The sequence below is a fragment of the Brevibacillus reuszeri genome (genome assembly GCF_001187725.1).
GTDB lineage: Bacteria > Bacillota > Bacilli > Brevibacillales > Brevibacillaceae > Brevibacillus > Brevibacillus reuszeri.
The window spans coordinates 382167-408927 of sequence record NZ_LGIQ01000011.1 but is presented as its reverse complement, the minus strand read 5'-3'; the positions used below and the strand labels follow the sequence as shown (position 1 = coordinate 408927).

Genomic DNA, 26761 nt, shown 5'->3' with positions numbered 1-26761 from the left:
TTCGCCAAGTGGATTTGTGACGTATGAAGAATTTGAGGACCATATTAAGAACACCGTCAAACATTCGTTATACGGAGTGACGTCCGGATTACCTAATACCAATAGGTATACTATCTCTTTTCCCGTAACACTATCCTATGTCGATGGAATGCAAATCGTTCTGAGGCTACATGCAGATTCAAATGGAACGTCAACAATCAACGTCAATAATCTTGGAGAAAAGTCACTGAAAAAGGCAAACGGACAATTTGCGTTAAATTTAAAGGCGAATGGAATTTATACTTTCCGGTACAATGCGACAACGGGAAATTTTATCTTACAGGGTGAAGGGGGGGCAGGAAATGCAACGCCAGGCGATATTTTGAGTGGAAAAACAGCATCAACGGATGAGGGAGACATCGTTGGTACATTAACGCTAACAGGAACAGCAACAGACGCCGATGTGCTGGCGAGTAAGACTTATTACAATACCGACGCCAAAACAAAACGTACAGGTACAATGGTCAACCAAGGCGCTAAAGGCGTAATCATGCCAACGACTACAAGGCAAAATTTCGGAACTGGTTATTATCAGGCGTTTTCTGTCGAGGGTGACATCAATTTGAATTCAGCAAACATTTTGTTTGGTAAATCTATTTTTGGAGTAACAGGTAACCAAAAACCATACCCAACCAAAGTGCGGAACGTCAAATTAGGTGATCCAATTTGGACAAAAGCATATTCCTGGACTGGACCAGGAAACGTGGAATCACGGATATATATCCCTGATAAATTTGACGCTTATATTTACATGACGAGTGATACCGCCAATAAGGTACTTGAAAAGAGGGCACAAAGCAACGGTGTGCTTGCATGGAGCAGCACTTTGCCTGAATTCATCCAGGATGCAGTGTTAGATTCGCAGGATAATTNTAGCAGTACAACGGCAAAACTTATCGATAAAGGCGTAGTTACGAAGGATGGAACCATTTATTCCGGAAGTGGAGGATACTTTTACAAGACGGATAAAGACTTACTCAGTTTTGTGCAAGTATCGGGGTTCAGATATGCAACGGCTCTTGTAAAGGACGAAAACGACAACTTGTATGCCGCGGACGATAACGCTACTAATGGCATTGTTATTGCGCTAAATAGAGACTTATCAAGACGGACAACGTATGTTGTTGCCGGAGCAACTGCAAGCCCAAGAGGATTTGGGATAACCAAAAATGGTCGTCTAATTTTCAATGCGCGAAGCGAAATGCAATTCTATGATTTAGAATGGCCTATATTTGAATAAAAGAGAGGGGTTGTAATTATGATTTATATTCAATTTGAGAAGGAAACGGAAACAAGGGCGTTAGTCACCTTCATCCATTACAATCCACTTGATCCCAGCGAAGGATTAGGTAAAACAGCAGATGAGCTTTCAGTAACAGGTATATTAATCGAGTCGTTGCCACAAGCAGAAAGAAAAGAAGGCAAGGACGCAAAACTTTATTTCAACCCACAGACGAAAGAAGCCTGGTATGAATATGTAGACCATCCACGTCCAGAAGCAGACAGAATTACTCAGGTAGAAATTGCGACAGAGGAAAACAAAAAAGCAAACTTAGATACACAAGAAGCTGTTTTACAACTATACGAAATGGTAACCGGACCACTGACATAAGCCCACATAGAAGGAGGCGCGCGACATGCTTCAACGACTATGGATATGGCTTATTTTTTTATGCTTGAAAGGAGGTGAAAAAACAATGGTATTGGTATGCGTTAGCTTGATTATCAATGGTCGCCGTACATTTGACCAGATTCCTGCAAACCTGAAGGATGCTGTACAAACTGACCTGGAGTCTATGGGTCTGGGTACAGACGGTAAGCCTTTGGCGTAACGCTCTTTCCAAACAGGAAGGGCGTTTTTAGGGGGCTCGGCACTCCATTAGAAGTTTCCTTGTTTATTCTTTGTTGATTGTAGCTTGATAGAATGGACATGCCCATTGTAAATCTTCAACTTTTTATTCGTTGATGGAACGCCGTGTGCGATGAAAGTCGCCTGCACGGTGTAGGCTCGAACGAAAACCCTCATTAAGAGAAGGGTATAAGTCGAGAATAGCGAACTGCCAGCACCAGATATTAATGCGATAGGAACCCTCAGTAGAGACGTGGCATTCTTTTTCAGCGCGGATGCCGATGGAGAGGCTTGGAGAACAAATATCACTGGTATTTTTTTAGGCGGTACTGATTATTTTCAGTATTTTACGATTAATACTGCTGGAATCATAGCGACTGACAACCTGGGATGGTCAGCAGGATCAACATTTACATTTACTATAAAGTCCAATGGTTATAATGATGTTGTAAAAACTGTGACCATTCCGTCAGTTTAATTAATTGCAGTGTTCATCAACGATCCCTTGGGAGAAATCTCAGGGGATTTTTCTTTATACACAAGGACCATGAAGCCAGCCTCGATCCGATCGGGGCTATTTTTGTTGCCCCGAGGGGGTGAGGAAGGTGAGCAGAGTATATGAACGCTGAATTATTGGCACTCATTTCTGTAGTATCAGCACTAACTGGTATTGCACTAGGTTGGCTAGGTCGGGCGAGAACGATTCGACAGGATGCAGCCCAGCAAGCCGGGACTGACGCAATGCAGCGAGCAGACGTGGATTACCTTAAACGTGGGGTAGATGATATCAGGCTTGAACAGCGCGCGCAAGGGCAAAAGTTCGATGCGCTATCTGAACGTGTTACTCGTGTAGAGGAATCTGCAAAACAAGCACACCACAGACTGAACCGTTTAGACGGAAGAAAGGAAGATGGAGAATGATCGAAATTGGATTGGTAATCGCAGTTGTAATGGCAATTGGTAGCTGGCTGAAGACCCAAGAGTGGTACCCTAATAGTTTCATTCCGTTGGCGATCGTCTTCTTGGCGGTCGCTTTTAATTTGGGCAACGCATTTTTATTCCACGGAGACTTTCTGGAAGCTGGCAAGCTGGCCTTTATTGAAGCGCTTGGGGCAATTGGAATTCACAGCGGCATGAAAAATACATTCCAGTGGCGGGAGAGTGATCAAAAGTGATTCCTGCAATGCAAGAGTACCGAGTAACATCGCCGTTCGGCTGGCGTTCAGGCCCGATCAATGGAAATCGTGAATTTCATACAGGCATCGATTTGGTCAAAAGTCACCAAGCACCTATAAACGCTTTCGTAGCCGGAGAAGTCATTCATGCAAAGGAAGGTGTCGCAGGGAGTGGTTTCGGCGGTTACGGGATTGTAGTGGCAATTTGCGATCCAGAAACGGGCCATTTGCACTGCTATGCCCACCTGGACAGTGTTGCTGTAAAAGTGGGTGATAAAGTAAAACAGGGACAATTGATCGGGCGCCAAGGTAACACTGGGCAGAGCACTGGAAGCCATCTACACTATGAGATTCGTAAAAGCTCATCGCCACAATACGGATGGATCGCGGATCGCGAAAAAAATTGCTTCGAGCCTGTAAAGTACCTGGATGATTACTTTACCAAAGTACAAAATAATCCCAAACCTGTTGTTAAACCTGTGAATAAACAACCAGACGAGAAGACAAAAGAGGCGTTGAAGGTGCTTCAAAGCGAACAAGTCATTCAGTCACCGGCATATTGGCTAGAAAATGCATTTGAAGGCGGGACAGTACGGGGAGACTATGCGGCTTTGCTCATTCAAAACATGGCGAAGAAGCTGGCGACATCAGTACCGGAGACACCGATACCAGAGCAACCGAAGCCAAAACCGGAACCAGAAAAGCCAGATAAGCAGCCGAAGTCATGGGCAGAAATTGAAAAGCTCACTCAGGCTGCAAGTGTTCATGTGGATGTAGGTGGTGGCGGCACAGGGGTACTGTTAAAAGGCGGACTACTGCTTACAGCCAAGCACGTATCTAAAGGCAGGGAGTCCATCCGGTTTAAGACAAATTCACGTCATTGGTATACTGCTGCTCTGGTTTCTGAGCATCCGGGAGTCGGAAAGGATGCAGTGGATCTAGCCTTGTATCGGATCGAGAATGCCCCGGCAAACCTACCGTATCTGCCAGTGAATACAGAACCACTTATCACAGGACAAAAACTTTTGACTGTGCAAGCAGAGTACACAGAATGGATAACACGTAGCGGACAGTTATGCCAAATCAGTACAGAAAAGGAACCATGGGAATTTGACTGTTCCATTCCTGCTCAACACGGTAACAGTGGTGGAGCTGCGGTTAATGAATATGGCGAGGTAATTGGAGTCATAGTCAATTTGGCTTCTGTGGGAATCCAAAAAGGAAGCGTGAGGGAAAGTGTTCCCGGATGCGAGGCCGTAAATTTGATTTATCCAGCAGTAGTAGGATGGTTGAAAAAATACATGTAAATGGCGATGCCCTCTTTCCAAAATACCCGGTGGGAGGGCTTTTCTATTTTTTGGTATGAGGCGTGAAGTTCAGCTTACATTTACTTACAGAAGTTTACGCTTACAGATTTTCCTATAAAAAATCTGTCTATCTGGTAGACTATAGACACATCAGGAACAGTGGCGGACACGGGAATGTCCAATATAGTTGCAAAAAGGTTAAAGTATCATTTGTGAAGGGCTGTGACTCTCCTATCGGAATACCGGAGGAGGGCTTTTTTCGTTGATGTAGAGTTATCTTTTTTAGATAAATAGGAAAAAAGTAATGACCGCTCTAGGAAAATTGTGTAAAATTTACTGGTATTGGACAAGATGAATAGGAGGCCTAGACTGATGGCGTCAGTACCAGTACCTCGTATTGAAGTTAACGCATTCTTAAAACAGCTCGGACAAGGCGTTAGCGCACCTGTACTCATCCTTGGAAGCGATTCAAAAAAGTACATATTGAAGACTCAACATGTAGTAGAAAATGGTGTTCGTAAAGAATATAACTGTATGTTCTTTAATGAGATGCTGGTATATCAAATTGCCAAATATCTGAATGTTCCTATTCCAGATGTTGCTATAGCAAACGTGGAGAAAGAACATTTAGATCATGGTCCATCCCTTTTGTTTGTGCATCGTTTTCATGAGGGGCTCTTATTTGCTTCAAAAGAGGTTGAAGGAAATGAGTCTAACCTTCTAGAAGGATATCAAAAATTAATCATGATGAACAAGCCATATGTCCGTCGTTCATGGAATGCTTTTTTCTCTAGAATAACGAATGGCGCAGACATTCCAAAAATCATTGCGATGGATCTCTTAATAGCTAACTTTGATCGTTTTAGTAATGATGGAAACCTATTAGTTGCATCAAATTCAAGTGGGCGTAGAGTATTTGTAATTGATCATGGTCACGCTTTTTTTGGTCCTACATGGGAAATCCATAAGAGAAACATACTAAGGGGAGTAAACGATTACAGATCATATTTGCCTTTCCATCTGAATACTTTCTTAGAAGTTAGTGACGATGGGGGACAAATTTTCAGTGGACTAGGTGAAATCTTCAAGTCTATTGAGGGATATGTTGATCTGACAGACCCAGAAGCCCATTCCTTTCTTGATGTAGTTGACCAAATTGAAGCGATAAATGAGGGTCTTATCGATAGTTGGTTCGAACAAATACCGGATTCATGGTTCGTAAATAAAAGAGAACAGGTAGCGGAGCACAAGAACTATCTTCTCAAACAAAAAGATTATGTTAGAATTTTAATACAGCAACTTGCTTCATCCAGAGCGTTTAACAACTATCGAGGAGGTGTATTGCAATGGAACGGAAGGAATGCTGGTACAGTGTAATTCGATACTGTAGTGATCCTACTGCTGGAGAAATTATTAATGTGGGTCTTATTCTCCATTCTTCCTCTGACATGCATATTCTCCGGCATAGGTTACTGGATGAGAATAACGTAAAAATTAAAGGTATTGCTAACACTAAAGTTGATCTGGACATGTACAAGATATCCAAAGAGTATATTGAGTACCTGCTGGAGACAACTACTTCAAAGTTATTCATTCAAGATGAGTCGCAGGAAGAGTATAATTCAGCATTTGAACGCTATTATCTACATGGATTGTACAAGTCCTTAGATGGCGAAAAGATGTTTATTTCCGAGCCGACATTTGCTAAAACAGGAGATGTAGATCAACTATTTGATTCCTTATTTGCAACGTATGTGGGATCAAAGTTCATGATAGCCGAACATCGAGAGATGAATGTTAAGAAATACTTGCGGAATACTTTTGAAGAAAAGCACCTCATGAAAAAAATACGTAAAGATTTCACGGTCAAACCTATCATAGGCCTTGATGACGTGATTAAGGTCCCTATTGATTTTGGATTTAAAAATGGTGTTTGGAACTTTATGCAAGTAGTTTCCCTAAAACATTCAGGTGGTACTCGGAATACAGATTGGTTTGCAAAAACAAAGCTATTAATTGATACGTATGCTGATGATATGAAGCTCTATTTAATGTTTCAGACAACTCAGGATATCGAATCAAATATTGAGACTGTACAAGTCGTTGATTTCTTCCGTAAATCTGATGAACGGGTAGTTCCTTTAGACATCACCGATCAATTCAAACTTGATCTGCTGTGCCAACGAATTGAAAATGAAGCGCATGATTTAACGGAGCTTGTTTCCTAATATGGTACGTTTTGCTGTTTCAAGAAACATTTAAACGATAAAAGTGAGGTGGTAAAATGTTACACCAATCTTTCAATCTTAGAGTAGAATGTCCAAATCAGATGATGATTTTAATAGAAGATGGACCAGGATGGTTTTTTGATGCAGGTGAACGTGGTTTTCCTCTTAGCTTTGAGATCGGTGAAAGAGGGCAAAGCAATCAAGTAGATGGCGGTCCAGGATGGCATTTCTGCGGACCTCCTGATGGATGGGGAAATCTCATAGTTGGACCTCCAGAAGGCTGCGGAGGAATCGTGCTCCACTAAAAAGTGGGGCTTTTTTATTTGTCTGTTCGCATGTTGTTCGCATATAATACGACTAACGATTTGTGAGCAGAAAGGATGCTTTCATTGGAACCGAATGATCTTGTAAAGGAATGGCTGATATGGCATCAAGCAGTCAAGTATATACAAAATGATCTTTCTCACCTTGAGTCTGTGTCCATGACATTCCCCGAGCTGGGTACTAGTATTTTACGGCATCTTGGCAGCCAAATGTATAAGCAGAAGAAGCTTGCAGCAAACGAGCTCCAAAAGAACGGAATAAGAGTCATTAAGGAAAAAGAAGAAGCAAACGAGGTTTTAATTGTGTGGTCACAGCGCGGTCAGGTGGACATTCTGCGGGAACATGAGCTGACCTTACGCTTAGAAGTACAAAAGAGATTAAAAGAGACTAAGCAAAAGTTTATAGATGAGAGAACGGACATACAGCCACTGTCGCTGGAGTCCGTGATACACGAAGTATTTACCAGCGTTCGCAAGCGACTCAATTGATACAATTAAATCGGTGATGCTATATGGAATTTATATACCCGATGCTGCTTGAACAGATAGATAAGCCGTTTTCAGATGGTCGCTACGTCTTCGAACCAAAAATAGATGGCCATAGATTAGAGTTATCTCGAAGTAACGGAAAGACTCGCTTGTTCACCCGGCACAACAACGATGTAACATTGAAATACCCTGAGCTGGTCACCGATGGTCCGGATCTTATTCTCGATGGCGAACTTGTAGTAATGGACCCGGAAACGGGATTGCCGGATTTTGAATTAACGATGTCACGCTTCCAGTCGAAGAAATCGCGGTTGCCAATTTCCTACGTCGTGTTTGATATATTGCAGTATGATGGAGCTGATCTGCGTGATCAGTCATTGATGGAACGCAAGGCGATTCTCGATAGGGCGATCACGGATACGTCAACAATGAGCAAAATTGCTTATATTGATGGGCGTGGTGAGGACCTTTACGACCTGATCGTAAAACGTAATATGGAAGGCGTAGTCGCAAAAAGAAAAGACAGTCGCTACCATGCCGGAAAACGTACAGACGATTTCGTAAAGATCATCAACTATTCGTATGCAGATGTCAGTATTGCGGGCTGGCGTAAGGGTGACTTTGGGTGGCTGGCGCATGTGAACGGACGACCTGCAGGTGTGATCGAGCTTGGAGTACCACCCACTCATAAGAAGGCATTTTATGGAGTAGCAAAACCTCTGATTACAGGAGAAGATCGCGATTATGTATTCGTTCAGCCGCTTATCAAAGCCCGTGTCAAATTCCGTAATTGGACTAAAAGCGGTATGCTGCGGTCACCAGTATTCGTCGAATTTATTCTTAATGCATAAAGTGAGCCTATAACTACAGCGGTGTTTAAAAATTTGAGGCACCTTCCAATTGTGTGGGAAGGTGCCTCATCTCATTATTTGCTGTATTCCATTACTTCAAATGATTGAATCTTGCTGAAAGCTACATAATCTTTTCGAGCAGTAAAAGGTCCTTTGTTAAAGTCTTTTTCAAACATGTATGCCTCTTTACCACGACCATCTGCACGGTTGTTGTACCAGTCAATAAAGTCCTCCACCTCAGAGGAAGTCAAGTCAAATTCTTTCTCGAGCCCACTTATCATTTTGATAACCAGCAGCGAGTTATCGCTTTCTGGGCCAGGGTCTGTACCAGGATCAGTACCAGGGTCTGTTGAGTTTGATTTTTCCATCATTTCTAAGTGTGTGATACTAAGATTATTAGTGTCAAATCCTTTAGATATATTGAGTCTATATTTTTTAAATGAAGAGCTGTTTGAAAATGTAAATTCTTTCTTCGCACTTGCATTAAAGAGCACAGAAGTCTGAGTATCTAATGTAATCCAATTCGAACCATCCCAAGCTTCGAAGGTCCAATCTTTTGGTGCAAGATGGTTAGACTTAGGAAGGATACTATATTTTTGAATTTTTTTTGGCGTTTCAAACTCATACTCTAGCCAAACTGGAATTTTATCTGAGAAAAAGTGGTTATAATATTTCCTGTCAAACGCATAATAAGCCGGGAAATCTCCATAAACATTGCTCGCGGATGCTTTTCCGCTAGGAGAAGTATCGCTTGTCATTTCAGGAATTACATTCTCAGAAAACTGCTCCTCTGCAAAAACAATGTTCTGTCCAGTTAGAAGAACAGAAAAAGCTAGGACTAGACTAAATACTAACTTATAGAACTTCATGACTACCTCCAAAAATGAAAGATTTAGGAAAAACTTACTACTAAAATATAGCGAAGGTATCAGGATTACACAAAACATTAATTACAAGTTTTTACATTTATAGATGTAAATCTCCATCGTTATAAAAAAATAAATTTCGCCAAAATTCGACGTGTGCAAAGATTTAACTGAGTGTATACAAGAAATAGCAGCAGACCCGTCCCTTTTTTAAATAGAGACGGGTTTTCTTCATTATAAATATCTGTCCATGTAGTCTGATGTATAAACAAACTGCTTTCCCCCGGACAACATGTAACGTTTCAATTTCTCTCTAAACGATCGATCCGCAAGAGCCAGTTCCACGATGAATGCCTGCGCGCTGCCAAGTGACCTATTTCGTTTCGCTCGCCCGTTGAATATTGGATTCCGGAAGTCCAAGTTATCAGCGACTTTGATCAGGTTTCCGTACATCGTCCTCGAATGTGTCGATGTTACCCGCGGCAATTCTTCGTGTGTCTCCCCTATGTCCATACTCTCTCCCCTTCACGCAACAATTTCAAATCGTCAGAATTTACCCTTGGTTCAAAAACATCATTCAGCACACTGCACACTAAGAGGCTCTTTCTTTTTGAGCAGAGGATATGTAACGCAACATAGCACCATTAACGGCGAATGACATCTCCACGCTTGATCGATCCGTCCAGAGCTGCTTTGACAAGTTTCTGATCATCAAAGCTTACCCGTTTCCCTGTCCCGACTTCTTCCGCATGCAGTCGACCGCGGCTTACTGATACCACCCGATATCGGTCATTAGATGATAGTGGAGCTGCTGGAGTGTACAGAGAATGAGCGATGGAAAGCATAACGCCGAAGCTCAGCACAGCCAGCATCCCCCACGACACTTTAGATACCGTTCTGTCCAGATCCTCCGGCTCGTCATCGTCATCTTCCCATTCCTCTTCGTCTCTGTATACGGGACGTCGCCGTTCCTCTCGGTAGTACCTACGTTGACGGGGCATCTGCAGCCACCACCCTCCGGACAGGTACGGGAACGCCAACTCTCTTAAGCTCTTTGTTAGCATGGCGTTCAGCGATCCGGGCTAAGGCAATAGGTTTAAGATGCCCTTTTGCCCAGGCGCTAAAGTTCAAGGTCTTGGATATCTCCCACATTTCCTTTTCCAGCGGATCATTTACATTGAAGCAAACAGGCTTTCTTTCCGTTGCCATCACAGCACCTCCAGGATGGTGTTATGCATCGCAGCGTTGTGTAAGGCTGCGTGCTGTTGTGTTACTAAGTGATGCGCAACGGATTGTCCAATATTCGGCTTTCTCCGAATATTTTTTCACAACCTTGTCCAGACTGTGGATGAGGTGAGGATTATGTCTGGATTGAATAAACCTAGGACAAAGGCAGGGAAATATATTGACCTTCATGAAATTAGTCATACATATATCGCTCAAGAGACAGGTCTGAGCATGGATACTTTGACGAGGATTTTTACAATTGGTAAAAAGACACAAAATCCTACCCGATCTACACGCAAATTGATTCTTGATGCAGTGAAAAAGAAAAAGCCAGATGCTAATCCATCTGACCTTTGGTAATAAAACGGTTACACAGTAATATGTACGGTGATCCCTGGAAAGAGCAGCGCTTTGCCTGGGATTAAATTAGGAATGAAAAGGGGCGGACAACCGCCTCTTTTTGTTGTGCCTTAAGGGCCAAAATACATAACTTTAGTTAGAGGAAATACTTACACACTTTTTGTTACACTAACATCGCCCATTGTAGTAGAAGCCTCGCTTTTCATCCGTTGATGGAACGCCGTGTGCGATGAAAGTCGCCTGCACGGTGTAGGCTCGTTATAAGTCCATAGAGAGATAGAGGAATAAGACGAGAATAGCAATCATGCACCGAGAGTGAATGCAAATGCTTTTACAGGTGAGCTTCAGTACTTTGCTGTGAACACTCCTGGGATGTATATGGTGGTAGGAATCGACCAAAAGCCGGAACAAAGCTGGTTCATCGACGATGATGGTGACAGCTTAACTTACACAGTTACTTCCAGTAAGTCTGACGTTGTGGACGTAATGATTGGACATGAGAGTTATACAGATATTTTTGGCCAATTATTGACGGATACAAGGATTTTGGTCACAGCAAAGACAGTTGGTACTTCAGTCATAACGCTTACCGCAGATGATGGTAAAGGAGGGATAAAATCTGTGACGTTTGATATAGAAGTAATATAGCCTTAGATCTTCAGCGTTCTACACGTACATCTGATTTTAACCTCACCTTTTGGGTGAGGTTCTTTTTTTGAGGAGATATCAAGGATAGATTGTTAGTGAAGCGTGCTGCCTATAAAAGAATGAGGCTCCTTCCGTTTTAATAGAAGGGGCCTCATCGAATTATTTGCTGTATTCCATTACCTCGAAAGATTGGATTTTGCTAAATGCTACATAATCCTTTCGAGCAGTAAAAGGGCCTTTCATGTCTTTTTCAAACATATAGGTCTCTTTACCACGACCGTCAGCTCGGTTGTTGTACCAGTCAATGAATGTATCTACCTCAGTTGAAGTTAAGTCAAATTCTTTTTCCAATCCACTAATCATTTTAATAACAAGAAGTGTATGATCACCAGTTGGCTCTGGCTCTGGTTCTGGCTCCGGCTCGGGACTAGTCACTTCTCCCAATAATTCCATTTCTCCGATTCCGATGGTGGTAAGTGGAGCCCATGAATGATAACTATCAAGAATATTAATTCTATAGAAAGAATAGGCATTTTCAGTTTTGATTTGATACGTATTCTTAGCATCATCTGGTGGATTTATGTCAGACGAAAGTAGCTCCCAATTCTGATCGTCATTTGATCCATAGAGCTTCCAATTCTTAATAGATGCACCCGTTTTATTTGAGTGAATATAAAAGCTTTTCAAAGAGATTGCATCAATTTTTTTAACGGCTCCAAGATTAATTTTCAGAAAGTGACCACCTTCAGGTTGAGGTCTACCTTCTACGTACCATCCAGAGGTTGTTTTATTATCAAATGCATACCAGCCATAGGATTCCTTACTAACAGCACTAACTGTTATTTCGAACGGTGCAGGCGTATTGTATCCAAGCATTTCAGGGACGATATCCTGTAGATTTTCTTGGTTCGCTGATACAGGCTTAATCTCAGAGTAAAACGCAGTAAGAAGGATTGCGAAACACAGTATATACTTACTATACTTCATCATATATTTCATGAATGATCTCCTTTAGAAAAAATTCTCGATATAGGCCCATATCCATTTAGAAATATATTACAATTAATCCAGTGGTGCAAAACAGTAAATGGGATAAATTGAATTTAAAGGATGTGAATGGGATGAAAAATGAAAGAGGAGACGGGAAAACTGCCTCCTCATTTATTTCAAAGGAACCACTTATCTGGTGAACGATATACGTTTCTAAGAATTCTAGCACCTGAATCAGTCTGACAAAGCATGTTTTTGCTGCATGCTTTTTTGTCTTGCCTCTTTCTTTATCCATGAAAATAATAAGAACGAAGCGGCGACTGCAACTGCCACACCGACCATCCCGAACCATGTGATCGATGACAAGGAAACCCGATCCACGGCGAGACCGCCGATTCCCGCTCCTGCGGCCATCGATAATTGCATCGTAGACTGGTTGAGCCCAAGCATGATTCCCGAATATTTCGGTTCAATTCGGATCAAATTATATTGCTGGGTAGGACCGGACGACCATGCTGCAAATGACCATAATACGAGGACGACGACAATGATTCCCCAAGAACTCGTTAGACCAACAGTAACAGAAAGTAACAGGAAGGCCGCGATGTGCAGGAGCATTCCACCGATTAACGTGAAAGAAACTCCCCATTTATCCGTACTGTAGCCGCCAAATTTGGAACCGATTAAGCTGGCCAAACCGAACGCCAACAATACTCCGCTGAGCACTCCTTCATTTAAACCCGCAACCGTGAGCAGATAAGGAGAAATATAGGTATATGCGATTGAGTAGCCGCCGAGCCAAAAGAACGTGATCGCCAGACCAAGAGCGACTTTTTTGTTTTTGAGTAGAGCTAGTTGTTTGGTTAAAGGTACGGGAGCATCCCCGATTACTCGCGGGATTGTTCGATAGAGAACAAAAATAGCCAGAAGTCCCAGGATAGCAATGAAACCGAACACCGATTTCCAGCCGTATGCCTCAGCAATCATGCGTCCGAGCGGAACCCCGATAATTAAGGAGGTAGTAAATCCCATCACTACGGTTGCAATCGAGCTGGCCTGTTTCCCTTCGGGTGCGATTTTCGCTGCTATATCCAGTGCGGTAACAACAACCATTCCTGCGCCTAAAGCCATCAGCACGCGCGAAAACACAAAAAGTCCAAAGCCCGGCAAAACAAAAGACATTATGTTAGCTAACACGAAAATCCCCAGTGCACCAACGAGCAGCTTTTGTCTCTCGATTTTTGCCGTCAGAGCCATCAAGATAGGAGTACAAATGGCATATACGAAGGAAAAAATGGTCACAAACTGCCCAGCCGAAGTAATGGAGATCCCCAACGTATCCGAGATCTTGTCTAAAATACCCGAAATAACATACTCGGATGTCCCGACTAAAAAACTAACAATCGCTAAAAAATATACCCTCCAACTGCTCGTATTCAATTTCACCACTCCTAATTTTTTCACATCTATATATTATAAATTATCGATGTGTATTGCTTTAAAAAAATCTACACATTGCAATATATCGATGTGTAGATTTGAAGCAAACCGAATCCTCAGAAGAGCATTCAGCTTGTACTTCTTACATTTCGTTATTGAAAAACGCACCGATTTCGCGTATCGCTTCTTCGTTTCTTTTGAAATACGTATACTTTCCGATCCGTTCCGCTGTGACCAGACCTGCCCGCTGGAGTATCGATAAATATTGGGAAGTTGTGGACTGTGTCATCTTCAGCGTATCCGTGATTTGACAAACACATACCCCGATTTTCCTCATATCAATCCCTTCGTGGGGCGTGAAATGTTTTTCCGGATCCTTTAACCAATGCAAAATTTGCAATCTAGACTCGTTGGACAGCGCTTTAAAAATTTCAATTGGTTCCATACACATTATAATATCGGAAAATGTCGATGTGTCAAGCGCTCTGAATTCGAGAAAATTGTCTTGGAGAAAATATCGCCTTCATTGGAAAGAGCATTGTGTCATCTCTATGAACGATACCTTTGCCCATATTCCCTCGCGACGAAAGGCCCGCCCATAAGCAGTTCTTCCACCGGATCGTCAGTAGCGTTTGTAAGGTGATTTCTTGTGATTTCGGCGGCAAAAGCTTCGGCATTATCGCGGGGCTTATAGCCCAAGCGTTCAGCATCAGGGTTAACAAACCATGATCGTTCGTTGTCAGATACGCCGTACAAAATGGAAAACCCAACCGATTCGGCTAGAATGCAACGGCGAAAAAGCTGGACCGCATCGTCATGGCTGAGCCAGGTACTGAGGTGGCGAAGGTCTTGTGGCCGTTCTTCGAAGCTGCAGATGCGAATGCAAACAGACTCTACGCAGTGTTTGTCAAAGTACAGCCGTGCAAGATTTTCGCCAAATGCTTTGCTTACACCGTACAACGTATCGGGCCGAGGCATGACGGACGAGTCAATGGTCTCACTCCGCGAATAAAATCCGACGGCATGTATGCTGCTGGCAAAAATGATCCGCTGAACTCGGGCCTTTCTTGCAGCCTCGAAGACATTGTATGTACCAGCAATATTCACCTGAAGAATATGGGCGAACTCGCTTTCGTCAGGAATTCCGCCCAAATGAACCACAGTATCAATTCCTTGCATGGCAGCTTCCAATCCGTCTACATCAGCCAGGTCCAAGCGAATAAAATCCTCATCCGTCTGCAAATCTTGAATTGAATGAATGTCGGTTAGCCGCAAACGGAATTCATCCCGTAAACGGATTCGCAAAACGGTGCCAATACGCCCAGCTGCTCCTGTAATCAATACCCGTTTCATCCAAATTCCTCCTAAAATCATTTTCAACTACTATTCTTGGATGACTTGCGGAAAACCTTTTTCATGCTACTTACCATTGGTGAATGATGGTGTAGTTTTCATGACAAGCTCAATTTCCACATCAAAAGATGATTTGTAAAATATGTTTTTTGATATATGATTATAAAGTAATGGGATAATTTGTAATTTGTTGAATGGGATTAAATCCGTAATGATCGGATGAATGATTAAGGAACAAAGATAGGAGGCAGATGTGTATGAAGAAAAGGGGTCGGAAAGGATTTTGGAGCAGAATGTCGATTCTCATGCTTTCATCCGTATTGGCACTAGGCATTATTGAAGATGGGGGAACTCTGGTACAGGCAGCTGAGCAACAATCAGATAAAATTCTATCAGAACAAGAGGCTATCAAATTCGCGAAAAAATGGATGGCTGTTCCCGCACGTTTTGAGTATAACTATGGACAATACGTCGAGCCATATGAAGTGTTACGTACACCTTATGGAGCATGGGGCCTTTCTTGGACTCATCCAAATCGATCATTTATCACTTATAAAATTCATCCTGTCTCGGGGAGATTGCTGGGGTACAATTATCATGACGAATATAGCGAAGGCAATGGTCCTAATGGCCCTGCAATAATGAATAGTAAACTTGCACTTGAGGGAGCGATGCAGTTTCTCACAAAGGTTTTGCCTCCTGAGGAACTAGCTAATCTGACAAAGCCAGAAGTATATGTCTACCAAAGTAAAGGGTATTATTTTGAGTTTCAGAGGAAAGAGAATGGCATTCCTTTTGAGAAAAATTGGATATCTGTGATCACAAGAGGAGACGGTAAAGTTCTGAATTTCAAGCGGATATGGTCTGAAGGAGAGATGCCTGACACAACCAAAATGATTTCTGAAAAGAAGGCACGCGAGCTGTTGGAGCAAAACACGCAGCCAACCATGAATTATGCACGTGTTTACAGCGGAAAAGATGAATGGAAATACATGTTGGTTTATAATTATCTACCCACTGATCCGCAATTTGTAGATGCGATCTCAGGCGAGATGATTGATGGCGAAGGTAGGGTGGCGAAACCCAGACCGATCAAGAGCTTGAAGGAAATGCCCCCTGTGGCAGCCCCAACAGAGGGGAAAGGGTTTAGCGGTGTCTTTACCTATGAGCAAGCAAAGGAAAGCGCAATCCATCACTTGCAAACGACGTACCCTGATCTGCAAGCAGATATTTATATGCTTGATTCACAATCAGATGATATAGATTCGTACGATGGCAAACCGCGTTGGCAGGACTATTTTGTAGATTTTGGATGGTTGAAAAATGGTAATCTGATTGGGGATCGAGATACAAATTTTACCTTATATATCACTCCGCGAACTGGTGAAAGTGGATTGAGGAATGGCCCACTTACTCCACCATTGATTGAGGATAACAACAAGCAGATCGTAGACATGGCATCTGCCAAAAAAACGGAGCAGGCCATGAAAAAATCACTTGAACTTTACTACATTCAGCCAGAGAGAGACGTAAACGAGGTCGTAGAGCCAAAACCGCGGCTTGTATACCGCCTCAGCGGAGCCTTTGGAGTCGTCGACGCGCATACAGGGAAATGGATCGGTAATTAATGAAAACGGCAGGAATGCAGCTACAATTACGTTTATACAAAAAAAGCAAAGCTACACAACGCTTTGCTTTGCTCTAAACATGTTAATGAAGTAATCTATGACGAGTCCAGCTAATAGGAAAGTACCAAAGTGTATGAGGTAGGCAGGGAATTGCAAGCTGATGAACACGCTACTTTCCACCCATTTGGTACTTTCCGCATCTACCATCCAATTTGTAAATGGCTCTTTAAAAATAATCATATCGATAACGGGATTCAGTCTTACAAGAACGATGTTTGCCAAGGTACTTCCCCAATAATCGCTTAGACAAATCAAAACACTCATCATGGCGAGACCATAGGAACATTTATTCAAGCGAAATATGATTGCCACCTCCCAATCAACTCTATATTTTGCGAATAACAATTTTTCGATACATACCGTTAAATAAGCTGGGGGAATCTTCCTCTATGACAATACTTTTCGCATAAGGCATAACAATTTGTTCAAATCGTCGCCCAATATCTGTGCCCAGCATCCCTATGATGGGACGCAAGATTTTCATGATAAGGGACAACTCTTGATTCAAAGGGACAAACTTATCAAAAATAACGATCTTCCCCCCAGAGCGGGTCACGCGTATCATTTCTCTAAAGCATTGATCCGGATCAGGGACTACCGACAGAATAAGATTGGCGATAACGAAATCAAACGATTCAGATGGAAACTCCAGGTCTTGAGCATCCATGATCTTGAACGTGATCGACGGCGATTCATATTTTTCCTTGGCTTGGTCAAGCATCTCGGGTGACAAGTCGATTGCAGTGATAGAAACAACTTTCTCTATCACGAACGGCAAGTCTGCGCCTGTCCCGACGCCCACCAGAAGAATCTGACTGTTTGTTGGAAAGGTAAGGTCCTCAAAAATCTTTTTCCTAGCCTTTAGAAAAGACCCGGAATTAAAGAAAGTATCATAGAAGGGCGCCCACACCTGATAAATCACTTTATTCCAAGGGTTATTCATAGGTAATCAATTCCCTTTCAATCCAATTGAATATGGTATATGGGGTATATTACCATATTAAGTTACTTGATTTAACACAATATTCTTACGGGGACACTTCCTAGAGGTCTCCACTTAAAAGATAATTTATGGAATATGTTTCTTGATATATAATTAGAAAATAATGGAACAGATTGAATTTATTTATTGCAGTTACGCCCATAATAGTCAGCTAAACGAATAGGGAACAAAGATAGGAGGCAGATGTGTATGAAGAAAAGTGACCGAAAACGGTTTTGGAAAGGGCCGTCGATTTTTTTGCTTTCATCCACCCTGGCACTAGGCATTATTGAAAATGGGGGAACATGGGTACAGGCGGCTGAGCAAAAATCAGATAAAATACTTTCAGAACAAGAGGCTATCAAATTTGCAAAAAAATGGATGGATGTTCCCGCCCGTTTTGAGTATGGCTATGGACAATACATTGAGCCGTATGGAGCGATACGTACACCCTATGGAGCATGGAGCCTTTATTGGTCTCATCCAAATCAAGCATCTATCGGATATAAAATTCATCCTGTCACAGGAAGATTGCTGGGATACAGTTATCAAGACGAATATAGCCAAGCCAATAATCCTGCAATCATGGATAGTAAGCTTGCACTTGAGGGAGCAATGAAGTTTCTCACAAAGATTTTGAGCCCAGAGGAACTACTGGAGCTGGCGGAGCCAGAAGAGGATGTGTACGAGAGTAAAGGGTATTACTTTAAATTTATGAGAGTAAAGAATACGATTCCTTTTGAGAGGAATTGGATCTCTGTGATTACAAGAGGAGATGGGAAAGTTCTGCATTTCGAGCGGGTATGGTCTGACGGAGAGATGCCCGATACAAGCAAAATCATTTCGGAAAAGAAGGCACGCGAGCTGTTGGAGCAAAACACGCAGCCAACCATGCAATATAAGCGTGTTTATACTGGAAAAGATGAATCGAAATACATGCTGGTTTATGATTATCTTCCTACCGATCCACAATTTGTAGATGCGATCACAGGCGAGATGATTGATGCCAAAGGAAGGGTGGCGAAACCCAGCCCGATCAAGGGATTGAAGGAAATGCCCCTTGTCTCAGCTCCAACCGCGGGGAAGGGGATGAACGGGGTGCTTACTCTTGAGCAGGCAGAGGCAAGCGCAATCTATTTCCTACAAACGACGTACCCTGATCGGCTAGCAGATATTTATATGCTTGATTCGCAACCATATTATGTAGAGTCGTACAATGGGAGCCAACGCTGGGAGGACCATCATGTCAATTTTGGATGGTTAAAAAATGGCATTCTAATCGGGGATAGGGATTCAAATTTTTCTCTATATGTTAACCCACGAACAGGTGAAAGTGGTTACGGGAAAGACCCACTTGCTCCACCAGTAATTGACGACAATGACAAGCAGAGAGTTGACATGGCAACTGCCAAAAAAACGGAGCAAGCCATGAAAAAATCACTCGAACTCTACTATTTTCAACCAGAAAATGACGTATATGAGGACGAGGAGCCAAAACCACGGCTTGTATACCGCCTCAGCGGAGCCTATGGAGTCGTCGACGCGCATACGGGGAAATGGATCAGCTCTCAATGATTGCGGATAGACAATGAGTCATCTTGACAGTAGTGAGGTAGATTTTACCAAAACAGAAGGAAAGGTTGGGCCAGTGCCCAACTTTTTTCGTTGCAGAATTTTGTAAAAGTTTTTCCAAAATTCAGGGGAAAAGTAGATGGACTCAGGAAAAATGACTACTATAATGGAAATAACAGACATACATAGAACCACACTATCGGATGTGAATCTGAATCAGTTTTAGTAGAAAATCAGTTTGAGGAGGAAGCCTGTGGGAAGATCATTCGCAAATTTGCACATCAAGTCGGAAAACCTTGAGAAGTCAGTCGAAGCATTAAGGGAGCTAAGTGCAGAGCACCCCGAAGTATTAGGCAACCCAACCATAGCTGTTATGTACGTAAGCCAAAGCAACGAGAACTGGATTAGCGTGCTCAACGAATTTTTGGTATGGGGCACTGTGAAAAAGGTCGGCAAAACATTATCCCGGCTGATCGAGGAACCAGTGATGACGGCAGGTTATATCAATGAGGAAATATTTGAGTTGTCGATTTTTGAAAATGGAGCCATTCAAGCCGAAAGAATCTTTTGCGCGGAGTGGACGAGAGATGAGTATGGTCTCAAGGAAGAGCGGCTTCAAGATGACTGTTTTCGAGAAGTCTTGGCTATTAGTGCGGAGGATTTTGACGACTTCATAGGGATTACGAGCCCGTGGCAAGCCGTAGACAAGCTGTCGGAACTCGTAAGGATATCGATTTGGAGTGATTCGGAGTGGATCCCACATGACGAAAATCTCCGAAATCGCTTTGGGAAATATGAATTTCATTTTGAAAATACTTGAGCCCGCCAGTGATGGCATGCTTAAGATGAAAAATAGGAAGAATGGTGGTGAACCAGGAATGGCGAGAGAAGTCTGGGACAACATTTTAAAACAAATCCAAACGATATCACAACCGATTTTTTCTACGGTTAATCCTCCTGCGACAGAGGATGAAATTAACCTCTTGGAAAACACATTGAGCGTTCACTTACCGATTTATTTTCGGAATTATCTGTCTGTTTGTAATGGACAACAAGAGCAAGTGCCTTTTATCGGGTACAACTCCTTTTTGTCTATTCCAGCTATCATCGAAACATGGTCCATGATGAATGATTTGTTTGAGGAAGAAGAACAGGTGGATTGGATCAATGAAGACCGTATCAAGCCTCTAATCTGGAGCAAAAAATGGATTCCGTTTACCGATTTTGAAGGGTCCACACATCTGATTCTGGATGTAGATCCGGGGAAAAACGGCGTCTCAGGACAGATTTTTAAATATCACTCGGGGATGAGTTATCAAAAGGTGATTGCAAACTCATTCGAAGAGTTTTCCCATGAAATTTTCAAGAGGCTCCAAGCCAACCAAATTTCGTATTCGGATGGTGTGATTGCGTTTGAAGATCTGTACTTTGTTTAAAATGTCCCGCTTTATTGGCTAAGGAGGCATAGATGAATCTAGCCTTTTTACTGAATACATATGGAACGTGTGTAGGCAAAGCCCTATCATATAATTGACAAAGGCTGTGAAATACTAGAGGAACCATAGTAGCGAAAAGAGGCGGGAGACCGCCTCTTTCTTTTTACATGATACTATTTCAAAAAGGTACCCGTTTATCAGTAATTTTGCAGTTAACGAGCTATGCTAGCTGACCACAATCGTAAACTTAGATCAAGTAAAAACAGGTCATCTGTATCAACCAAAGATCGATTGGTTAGCGTTTCGATTTTCTTCAATCGATAAAGTAAAGTATGTCGATGTAAATTTAATGCCCGTGCGGTTTGACTGACATTCCCTTGATTTTGAATATACGCTTTCAACGTTGTAATCAGATTGAGTCCGCGTTGTTCTTCGTATTTAATCAGAGAACCGATAGTCAAGTAGGTAATCTCCTGTATTTCCGAATTGTTGGCAAGCGTGAGCAGCGCCCGATAAAAACTGGTGCTGGAATAAGTGCTTCGATGACCAGGCCCTTTTTGACGAGAACCGATATCAAGCGCATTTCTGGCATCAATAAAGCTTTCGTGAAATGTTTTGACACCAGCATGATTTTCACCAATCCCCCAAGACAAAACGAGGCCAGGTACAGCTTGTGTAAGCTTACTTTCGATACAATCGAGAAATTGCTTCACATAATGCTCTACTTGTAGATTGGACACCTCGAAAAAAATGATAAAGCGTTCTTGCTGATACGTCTTCATTGTTGCACGCTTTAAGAAATTTCCAGCAAGTGATATTTGTTCTTCGACTGAATTGATTAACGAATACAACCATTGTTCATACGAGGTTTCGAGTGTTTTTTTCTCACGGTTCTCGTACAATTTCTCGGCATTTTCAATCGCACCAATCATACAAACATACGGGAGAGCCAGGTTGTAACCCATTGATTTCGCACGTGAAAAAACGGTGTCCCACGAATCGATTTCTCCTTTTGCAAGACTCCATACAAAATCGTCTCGAAGGCGCATTTCCACTTCCTGTACAGCATGTTCCCTTTGAAACCACAGGGTGAGTGTTGCAATGATATTACTCATCATGTTTATTTTTTCGTTACTAGTATGGTTTGTTGTTTCATGATCCAGGGACATCAGTAAATAACCGAACAGCCTGTCAGCGGATTGAATTTTGTACTGAATAATAGATGGATCAGAAAGGTCTGGTTGAACAAGATGTTCTGAGTTTTTGCTCTTCCCCTTCACTACACCCTCGTGATTGACGATAACAATCGGAATCCCCGAATCCTGATAGATAAATGCTGCGGCATCGGAAAGCGGGGAACCGTTAATAAATAGATGGAGCAGCTGCTTCTGCAATTCTTCAAATTGCTGAAATTTCGTTTGCCGCCAATTGTGCACTTCGGTTAACACCGCTTCCGTAATATCAGCAAAACGGATTTCCCAAGGGATTTCAATGATCGGGAAGTGATGTTGTTCGGCCAATTGAAGGATTTCCTCCGGTATTACTTTTATATAACGACCTGTCGCAATCGCCAAGGCAACTGCTTCTGATTCGATGATATCTTGAACGAATTCCTTTAAAGTCCCTGAGTCATTACAGCCGATTGCTGTGGTTAAGACCAATTCGTTTTTACGTATGAAATCTTCGACTGGAAGCTCGATTACCGATATCGTTTCGATTGAACGCGAGGTCAGAGACGAAGAGGCCGTTCGAACATTTGCTTGTTGCATGACGGGGATATGCAATAGATCGATTAAGGTTAACGGCATTATGACCTCCTGATTTTCAAGTAGGAATGAGTGGATATTGACTCAAAGAGGTACGTTAAACTTGATAATAATCTGCTACGTGGACTATTTCTTGTTTCGATTTGACACAGAACATTATAATTGATCCTTTTAAAAAAGAGTTAACTGTTTTTTGAATTATCTATTTTATCCATAAAAACGGAATCAAACTTCATACAGGTTGTTGGATGTTATCACCTCCAAACCTCACTAAGATAATCATATGGATTCTATCCTAAAACTCTTAGTTAAGGAGATGACAGTCTTGAGTAATCAAAATTTTAACGATATTCAAATTGGGACAAAAACAGTTTGGGCAGGGGAAAAAGAAGTACTCGTACATGGTGCATCACAAGTGCCTGTTGTGGTGAGCGTCGCCTACACATACGACGATATGGATGCATGGTTTGATGTCGCAATAGGAAAAAGACCTGGACATATTTACGGGCGAAATACGAATCCGACGGTACAGGCATTCGAGGACAAAGTCCGCGTACTCGAAAATGCTGAAGCGGCTACAAGCTTCTCCACGGGAATGGCTGCCATTAGTAACGTTTTGCATACTTTCTTAAAGCCTGGAGATCGGGTTGTCACGATCAAGGATACGTATGGTGGAACGAACAAAATTTTTTCGGAGTTTCTACCTAAGCTAAACATTGAAGTGACACTGTGCAATACTGGCAACCATGAAGAGATGGAGGCTGAAATTGCCAAAGGATGTACAATCGTCTATCTGGAAACGCCAACAAATCCTACTGTAAAAATTACCGATATTGAGCGCATGGCAAAAGCGGGAAAAGCCGTTGGAGCATTGGTGGTCGTTGATAATACTTTCGCCACACCAATTAATCAAAATCCTTTGCAGCTGGGGGCAGACCTGGTTCTACACAGTGCAACGAAATTTTTGGGTGGACATGCCGATGCATTGGGTGGCGTTGTATGCGGTTCAAATGAATTAGTAGAGCAAATATACCATTATCGTGAAATTAACGGAGCGACAATGGATCCTTGGGCTGCTTATCTTCTGCTAAGGGGAATGAAGACGTTAAAGCTACGTGTAGAGCAACAAGCGAAGAACGCTATGGCCATCGCCAAATATTTGGAGCAGCATGAGCTCGTCGAACAGGTATTCTATCCAGGGCTGGAAACACATGTACATCACGATATTGCAAAAAAACAGATGAGAGGATTTGGCGGCATGCTAAGCTTTTCACTTAAAGGTGGCATGGATACGGTACGGGTAGTTCTTCCCAAATTGAAATACGCCAATCGTGCTGCAAACCTCGGAGCAGTTGAAACGACTTATGGACCTGCGCGTACAACGAGCCACGTGGAATGCACGGTAGAAGAAAGAAAAGCACTGGGAATACCAGAAGGTCTTGTGCGTTTGTCTGCTGGTATCGAGGATACGGAAGATTTAATTGCCGATTTGGAACAAGCCTTCCAGTCTCTTTCACAAGCATCTTTAAGAAGCTAAGGAGAGCTTAATGCTTTACAAAGATATTCGCTAAACAAATTGGGTAGTCAATTGACTACCTACTTTATTTCTCTAGTTGGGAGTGCTAAAGATGGCAACGAGAATTGCACTACTTGGTCTTGGAGTAGTTGGGCAAGGTTTGTTAGAGATTTTAAAGGACAAAGGAGATGCGCTGCGAAACGGTATCGGGTTTGATGCCAAAATCGTTGCCATCTCCGACGTGATGAAGGGTTCGATTTATAACCCCGACGGACTCGATATTTCAGAGGTGCTTCGGGTTGTGAAAGAGACGGGGAAGCTAGACGGTTATCCGGAAAGCCCTAGTCTGATTAGAGGGTGGGATAGCTTTCAGACGATTCGAGAAAGCAACGCTGACACCATCATTGAAATTACATTTACCGATGTGAACACGGGCCAGCCCGCTATTGACCACTGCAAGACTGCATTTGAATGCGGGAAGAATGTCGTGATGAGCAATAAAGGACCTGTTGCATTAGCTTTCCATGAATTAAGTAAGCTTGCATCTAAAAATGGAGTGCGCTGGGGATTCGAGGGTTCTGTCATGAGCGGTACTCCCGCTATCAGAATGCCGCTCACTAGCCTTGCCGGAAACGAGATTCGAGAGATTAGAGAGATCTTGAATGGTACGACCAACTTCATTCTTTCTCAAATGGAAGAAGGGTTATCCTACCAGGAAGCACTAACCCAAGCGAAAGCACTTGGATATGCAGAGGCAGATCCGACAAGTGATGTGGACGGTTTTGACGCATTGTATAAAATTGTCATTTTAGCCAATGTTGTCATGAATGCTCCGCTGGTCAGAGAGGATGTCGCAAGAGAGGGAATTCGCAATGTAACTCTTGAGCAAATTCAACAAGCGAAGCAGGAAGGAAAACGCTGGAAGCTGATTGCCAAAGCAAAAAGGGTGGGTAATCAGGTCGAAGCCCAGGTCGGACTCGAGGCAATACCAATGACGGATGCCTTGGCCGGTGTTTCAGGAGCGATGAATGCTGTTACCTTCGATTGCGACCTTGCCGGACCTATTACATTGATCGGTGCAGGAGCAGGGCGGACCGAGACTGGATTTTCCATTCTCATCGATTTGTTAAATATGAGCCGGAGCCAATTGTAGAACGGATCATTGAAGTTCGACACAGAGATTATGGAGACGGAGGGCTACCGTTGTGATGACGAAAACTTTCATGAAGAACAAGATGTTTTTAGCTGGACAGTGGGTTTCTCGGGAAAATGAAATGAATGTTTATAATCCGCAAGACAATAGCATGATTGGTACGGTTCCAGCCGCAAGTGAGCATGATGTACAGTTTGCCATTGAAGAGGCGAAAAGTGGCCAAATGATCGCAGCATCACTCCCGGTTCATGAGCGTATGGCCATACTCAATCGTGCAGCTAATTGGATTTACGAGCATAAAGAACAATACGCGACCGTCATCGCACTAGAAAGTAGTAAAACGATTCGGGAAGCAAGAAAAGAAGTAAGGCGTTGCATAGAAACGCTCCGAATTAGTGCGGAGGAAGTCAGGAGAATGAATGGGGAAACCATTTCATTTGATCAAATGCCAGGCAGTGAAAACCGTGTGGGCTATTATTATCGCTTTCCGATCGGAATCATCTCAGCGATTACTCCTTTCAATGATCCGCTTAATCTTGTCGCACATAAAGTGGGCCCAGCGATTGCAGCAGGGAATGCAATTCTAGTAAAACCGGCACCAGCGACACCGTTGAGTGCGCTATTGCTAGCGGAAGCGTTTGATAAGGCGGGACTGCCACCAAAGATACTCTCTGTTATTACCGGACATACGAGTGACATAGGGGATGCATTGATTACACATCCAGCGATTCGAATGATCTCGTTTACCGGTGGGCTAGCAACAGGAGAAATGATCATGAAAAAAGCCGGTTTAAAGAAAATGAGCATGGAATTGGGCTCGAACTCCCCTGTCATCGTTATGAAGGATGCCGATTTGGAATTAGCTATAGACTCCTCGGTATCGGGGGCGTTTTGGGCAGCAGGACAAAATTGTCTTGGTGTACAGCGGATTTATGCGCAAAATGAAATATTTGAGGAATTTGTAGAGCGGTTCGTCAAGCGTACGAAACAATACCGGGTAGGAAACAAATTATCAGAAGAAACAGATATGGGACCAATGATATCTGAAAATGAAGCAAAACGAGTGGAGTCATGGGTGAACGAAGCGGTTCAAAAAGGAGCGACCTTGCTTTGTGGTGGAAAACGAACGGGTGCCTATTATGAACCGACCGTATTGATTCATGTACCTTCAGACTGCAAAATCTCGAAAGAAGAAGTATTTGGTCCAGTGGTTTCCATCTTTAAGGTTTCAGATTTGGACACAGCGATTCATGAAGCCAATCATGTCCCTTTTGGGCTGCAAGCGGGGATTTTCACGCAAGATTTGGATAAAGCATTCCAGGCAATCCAAAAGCTTGATGTTGGCGGTGTAATGATTAACGATAGTTCAGATTACCGTATCGATGCGATGCCGTTCGGGGGAGTAAAGGGATCGGGCATTGGTCGCGAGGGAATTTCCTTTGCTATTCAGGAGATGACGGAGCCTAAAGTGGTATGCTTTAAGCTTTCTATGCAATAAATACC

General features: G+C 42.8%; 31 protein-coding genes. 20 read left to right on the top strand and 11 right to left on the bottom strand.

Going from position 1 to position 26761, the window contains the following annotated elements; all coding sequences use genetic code 11:
* Positions 1-1297 precede the first annotated feature (1297 nt).
* From ADS79_RS26715 to ADS79_RS26670, 11 genes are all read left to right on the top strand, one after another.
* Complete coding sequence (locus ADS79_RS26715) at positions 1298-1651, top strand: hypothetical protein (protein WP_049741495.1); 354 nt, start codon at positions 1298-1300, stop codon at positions 1649-1651.
* A gap of 85 nt (positions 1652-1736) precedes the next feature.
* On the top strand, positions 1737-1871 hold the full coding sequence (locus ADS79_RS36440; protein WP_255323533.1) for a CD1375 family protein: 135 nt from the start codon (positions 1737-1739) through the stop codon (positions 1869-1871).
* Between the two features lie 270 nt (positions 1872-2141).
* Positions 2142-2366, top strand: a complete 225-nt coding sequence (locus ADS79_RS36780; protein WP_161807319.1) for a hemoblobin-interacting domain-containing protein — start codon at positions 2142-2144, stop codon at positions 2364-2366.
* Positions 2367-2506: 140 nt separating this feature from the next.
* On the top strand, positions 2507-2809 hold the full coding sequence (locus ADS79_RS26705) for a hypothetical protein (protein ID WP_049741493.1): 303 nt from the start codon (positions 2507-2509) through the stop codon (positions 2807-2809).
* The gene (locus ADS79_RS26700) at positions 2806-3063 is read left to right on the top strand and encodes a hypothetical protein (protein ID WP_049741492.1); all 258 of its coding nucleotides are present in this window, start codon (positions 2806-2808) and stop codon (positions 3061-3063) included. Before ADS79_RS26705 ends, ADS79_RS26700 begins: the two co-directional genes overlap by 4 nt.
* A complete protein-coding gene (locus ADS79_RS36300) occupies positions 3060-4370 on the top strand; it encodes a peptidoglycan DD-metalloendopeptidase family protein (RefSeq protein ID WP_236700118.1) in 1311 nt (436 codons plus the stop codon). Before ADS79_RS26700 ends, ADS79_RS36300 begins: the two co-directional genes overlap by 4 nt.
* A 372-nt stretch (positions 4371-4742) precedes the next feature.
* On the top strand, positions 4743-5747 hold the full coding sequence (locus tag ADS79_RS26690) for a HipA family kinase (protein ID WP_049741491.1): 1005 nt from the start codon (positions 4743-4745) through the stop codon (positions 5745-5747).
* Positions 5717-6598, top strand: coding sequence for a DUF3037 domain-containing protein (locus tag ADS79_RS26685; RefSeq protein WP_049741490.1), 882 nt, complete (start codon positions 5717-5719; stop codon positions 6596-6598). The genes ADS79_RS26690 and ADS79_RS26685 overlap by 31 nt, the downstream gene beginning before the upstream one ends.
* Positions 6599-6699: 101 nt before the next feature.
* Positions 6700-6903, top strand: a complete 204-nt coding sequence (locus tag ADS79_RS26680) for a hypothetical protein (RefSeq protein ID WP_141261042.1) — start codon at positions 6700-6702, stop codon at positions 6901-6903.
* A gap of 84 nt (positions 6904-6987) precedes the next feature.
* A complete protein-coding gene (locus ADS79_RS26675) occupies positions 6988-7410 on the top strand; it encodes a YhjD family protein (protein WP_049741488.1) in 423 nt (140 codons plus the stop codon).
* Positions 7411-7433: 23 nt separating this feature from the next.
* Positions 7434-8261: an ATP-dependent DNA ligase gene (locus ADS79_RS26670; RefSeq protein WP_049741487.1), complete on the top strand. Its 828-nt coding sequence runs from the start codon at positions 7434-7436 to the stop codon at positions 8259-8261.
* 74 nt (positions 8262-8335) lie between these two features.
* Here ADS79_RS26670 and ADS79_RS36295 read toward each other — a convergent pair whose 3' ends face one another.
* The 4 genes from ADS79_RS36295 to ADS79_RS26650 form a co-directional block, all read right to left on the bottom strand.
* Positions 8336-9130: a hypothetical protein gene (locus ADS79_RS36295; protein WP_236700117.1), complete on the bottom strand. Its 795-nt coding sequence runs from the start codon at positions 9128-9130 to the stop codon at positions 8336-8338.
* A gap of 231 nt (positions 9131-9361) precedes the next feature.
* Positions 9362-9640 carry a hypothetical protein gene (locus ADS79_RS26660; protein ID WP_049741486.1) on the bottom strand — a complete coding sequence of 93 codons (279 nt, stop codon included), beginning with the start codon at positions 9638-9640 and terminating at the stop codon, positions 9362-9364.
* A gap of 131 nt (positions 9641-9771) precedes the next feature.
* Entirely contained in the window at positions 9772-10128 is a 357-nt protein-coding gene (locus ADS79_RS26655; protein WP_049741485.1) for a hypothetical protein, read from the bottom strand.
* A complete protein-coding gene (locus tag ADS79_RS26650; RefSeq protein ID WP_049741484.1) occupies positions 10112-10336 on the bottom strand; it encodes a hypothetical protein in 225 nt (74 codons plus the stop codon). The genes ADS79_RS26655 and ADS79_RS26650 overlap by 17 nt, the downstream gene beginning before the upstream one ends.
* Positions 10337-10489: 153 nt before the next feature.
* Between ADS79_RS26650 and ADS79_RS26645 the strand changes: the two genes are divergently transcribed.
* Together ADS79_RS26645 and ADS79_RS26640 are read left to right on the top strand one after the other, a co-directional pair.
* Positions 10490-10714, top strand: coding sequence for a hypothetical protein (locus tag ADS79_RS26645; RefSeq protein ID WP_049741483.1), 225 nt, complete (start codon positions 10490-10492; stop codon positions 10712-10714).
* A 381-nt stretch (positions 10715-11095) separates the two neighbouring features.
* The gene (locus ADS79_RS26640; protein WP_161807318.1) at positions 11096-11362 is read left to right on the top strand and encodes a hypothetical protein; all 267 of its coding nucleotides are present in this window, start codon (positions 11096-11098) and stop codon (positions 11360-11362) included.
* A 159-nt stretch (positions 11363-11521) separates the two neighbouring features.
* On the opposite strand, the gene ADS79_RS34660 is transcribed toward ADS79_RS26640, so the two are convergent.
* From ADS79_RS34660 to ADS79_RS26620, 4 genes are all read right to left on the bottom strand, one after another.
* Positions 11522-12361, bottom strand: a complete 840-nt coding sequence (locus tag ADS79_RS34660) for a discoidin domain-containing protein (RefSeq protein ID WP_084766088.1) — start codon at positions 12359-12361, stop codon at positions 11522-11524.
* A gap of 225 nt (positions 12362-12586) precedes the next feature.
* On the bottom strand, positions 12587-13792 hold the full coding sequence (locus ADS79_RS26630) for an MFS transporter (RefSeq protein WP_049741481.1): 1206 nt from the start codon (positions 13790-13792) through the stop codon (positions 12587-12589).
* Positions 13793-13934: 142 nt separating this feature from the next.
* The gene (locus ADS79_RS26625; protein ID WP_049741480.1) at positions 13935-14237 is read right to left on the bottom strand and encodes an ArsR/SmtB family transcription factor; all 303 of its coding nucleotides are present in this window, start codon (positions 14235-14237) and stop codon (positions 13935-13937) included.
* A gap of 104 nt (positions 14238-14341) precedes the next feature.
* Complete coding sequence (locus tag ADS79_RS26620) at positions 14342-15145, bottom strand: NAD-dependent epimerase/dehydratase family protein (protein WP_049741479.1); 804 nt, start codon at positions 15143-15145, stop codon at positions 14342-14344.
* A gap of 257 nt (positions 15146-15402) precedes the next feature.
* Between ADS79_RS26620 and ADS79_RS26615 the strand changes: the two genes are divergently transcribed.
* Positions 15403-16773 carry a YcdB/YcdC domain-containing protein gene (locus ADS79_RS26615; protein ID WP_049741478.1) on the top strand — a complete coding sequence of 457 codons (1371 nt, stop codon included), beginning with the start codon at positions 15403-15405 and terminating at the stop codon, positions 16771-16773.
* A 51-nt stretch (positions 16774-16824) separates the two neighbouring features.
* Here the strand turns inward: ADS79_RS26615 and ADS79_RS26610 are convergent, their stop codons facing one another.
* On the bottom strand, positions 16825-17127 hold the full coding sequence (locus tag ADS79_RS26610) for a hypothetical protein (RefSeq protein ID WP_049741477.1): 303 nt from the start codon (positions 17125-17127) through the stop codon (positions 16825-16827).
* Positions 17128-17158: 31 nt separating this feature from the next.
* Positions 17159-17776, bottom strand: a complete 618-nt coding sequence (locus ADS79_RS26605; protein WP_049741476.1) for a class I SAM-dependent methyltransferase — start codon at positions 17774-17776, stop codon at positions 17159-17161.
* A gap of 249 nt (positions 17777-18025) precedes the next feature.
* Here ADS79_RS26605 and ADS79_RS26600 point away from each other — a divergent pair, with 249 nt between their 5' ends.
* From ADS79_RS26600 to ADS79_RS26590, 3 genes are all read left to right on the top strand, one after another.
* Entirely contained in the window at positions 18026-19390 is a 1365-nt protein-coding gene (locus ADS79_RS26600; RefSeq protein WP_049741475.1) for a YcdB/YcdC domain-containing protein, read from the top strand.
* Between the two features lie 250 nt (positions 19391-19640).
* On the top strand, positions 19641-20207 hold the full coding sequence (locus tag ADS79_RS26595) for a hypothetical protein (RefSeq protein WP_049741474.1): 567 nt from the start codon (positions 19641-19643) through the stop codon (positions 20205-20207).
* Positions 20149-20823, top strand: coding sequence for an SMI1/KNR4 family protein (locus tag ADS79_RS26590; RefSeq protein ID WP_049741473.1), 675 nt, complete (start codon positions 20149-20151; stop codon positions 20821-20823). Before ADS79_RS26595 ends, ADS79_RS26590 begins: the two co-directional genes overlap by 59 nt.
* Before the next feature lie 212 nt (positions 20824-21035).
* Here ADS79_RS26590 and ADS79_RS26585 read toward each other — a convergent pair whose 3' ends face one another.
* Positions 21036-22631 carry a PucR family transcriptional regulator gene (locus ADS79_RS26585; protein ID WP_049741472.1) on the bottom strand — a complete coding sequence of 532 codons (1596 nt, stop codon included), beginning with the start codon at positions 22629-22631 and terminating at the stop codon, positions 21036-21038.
* 283 nt (positions 22632-22914) lie between these two features.
* On the opposite strand from ADS79_RS26585, the gene ADS79_RS26580 reads away from it, so the two are divergent.
* From ADS79_RS26580 to ADS79_RS26570, 3 genes are all read left to right on the top strand, one after another.
* Positions 22915-24126 carry a cystathionine gamma-synthase family protein gene (locus ADS79_RS26580; protein WP_236700115.1) on the top strand — a complete coding sequence of 404 codons (1212 nt, stop codon included), beginning with the start codon at positions 22915-22917 and terminating at the stop codon, positions 24124-24126.
* 91 nt (positions 24127-24217) lie between these two features.
* Complete coding sequence (locus ADS79_RS26575) at positions 24218-25258, top strand: homoserine dehydrogenase (RefSeq protein WP_049741471.1); 1041 nt, start codon at positions 24218-24220, stop codon at positions 25256-25258.
* 55 nt (positions 25259-25313) lie between these two features.
* Positions 25314-26756, top strand: a complete 1443-nt coding sequence (locus tag ADS79_RS26570; protein ID WP_049742148.1) for an aldehyde dehydrogenase family protein — start codon at positions 25314-25316, stop codon at positions 26754-26756.
* Positions 26757-26761: the final 5 nt, after the last annotated feature.

Coding starts and splice junctions, on each gene's coding strand:
- ADS79_RS26715 (WP_049741495.1), top strand. CDS start 1,298: ATGATTTATATTCAATTTGAGAAGGAAACGGAAACAAGGGCGTTAGTC.
- ADS79_RS36440 (WP_255323533.1), top strand. CDS start 1,737: ATGGTATTGGTATGCGTTAGCTTGATTATCAATGGTCGCCGTACATTT.
- ADS79_RS26705 (WP_049741493.1), top strand. CDS start 2,507: ATGAACGCTGAATTATTGGCACTCATTTCTGTAGTATCAGCACTAACT.
- ADS79_RS26700 (WP_049741492.1), top strand. CDS start 2,806: ATGATCGAAATTGGATTGGTAATCGCAGTTGTAATGGCAATTGGTAGC.
- ADS79_RS26690 (WP_049741491.1), top strand. CDS start 4,743: ATGGCGTCAGTACCAGTACCTCGTATTGAAGTTAACGCATTCTTAAAA.
- ADS79_RS26685 (WP_049741490.1), top strand. CDS start 5,717: ATGGAACGGAAGGAATGCTGGTACAGTGTAATTCGATACTGTAGTGAT.
- ADS79_RS26680 (WP_141261042.1), top strand. CDS start 6,700: ATGATGATTTTAATAGAAGATGGACCAGGATGGTTTTTTGATGCAGGT.
- ADS79_RS26670 (WP_049741487.1), top strand. CDS start 7,434: ATGGAATTTATATACCCGATGCTGCTTGAACAGATAGATAAGCCGTTT.
- ADS79_RS36295 (WP_236700117.1), bottom strand. CDS start 9,130: ATGAAGTTCTATAAGTTAGTATTTAGTCTAGTCCTAGCTTTTTCTGTT.
- ADS79_RS26660 (WP_049741486.1), bottom strand. CDS start 9,640: ATGGACATAGGGGAGACACACGAAGAATTGCCGCGGGTAACATCGACA.
- ADS79_RS26655 (WP_049741485.1), bottom strand. CDS start 10,128: ATGCCCCGTCAACGTAGGTACTACCGAGAGGAACGGCGACGTCCCGTA.
- ADS79_RS26650 (WP_049741484.1), bottom strand. CDS start 10,336: ATGGCAACGGAAAGAAAGCCTGTTTGCTTCAATGTAAATGATCCGCTG.
- ADS79_RS26645 (WP_049741483.1), top strand. CDS start 10,490: ATGTCTGGATTGAATAAACCTAGGACAAAGGCAGGGAAATATATTGAC.
- ADS79_RS34660 (WP_084766088.1), bottom strand. CDS start 12,361: ATGAAATATATGATGAAGTATAGTAAGTATATACTGTGTTTCGCAATC.
- ADS79_RS26625 (WP_049741480.1), bottom strand. CDS start 14,237: ATGGAACCAATTGAAATTTTTAAAGCGCTGTCCAACGAGTCTAGATTG.
- ADS79_RS26620 (WP_049741479.1), bottom strand. CDS start 15,145: ATGAAACGGGTATTGATTACAGGAGCAGCTGGGCGTATTGGCACCGTT.
- ADS79_RS26615 (WP_049741478.1), top strand. CDS start 15,403: ATGAAGAAAAGGGGTCGGAAAGGATTTTGGAGCAGAATGTCGATTCTC.
- ADS79_RS26605 (WP_049741476.1), bottom strand. CDS start 17,776: ATGAATAACCCTTGGAATAAAGTGATTTATCAGGTGTGGGCGCCCTTC.
- ADS79_RS26600 (WP_049741475.1), top strand. CDS start 18,026: ATGAAGAAAAGTGACCGAAAACGGTTTTGGAAAGGGCCGTCGATTTTT.
- ADS79_RS26590 (WP_049741473.1), top strand. CDS start 20,149: ATGACGAAAATCTCCGAAATCGCTTTGGGAAATATGAATTTCATTTTG.
- ADS79_RS26585 (WP_049741472.1), bottom strand. CDS start 22,631: ATGCCGTTAACCTTAATCGATCTATTGCATATCCCCGTCATGCAACAA.
- ADS79_RS26575 (WP_049741471.1), top strand. CDS start 24,218: ATGGCAACGAGAATTGCACTACTTGGTCTTGGAGTAGTTGGGCAAGGT.
- ADS79_RS26570 (WP_049742148.1), top strand. CDS start 25,314: ATGACGAAAACTTTCATGAAGAACAAGATGTTTTTAGCTGGACAGTGG.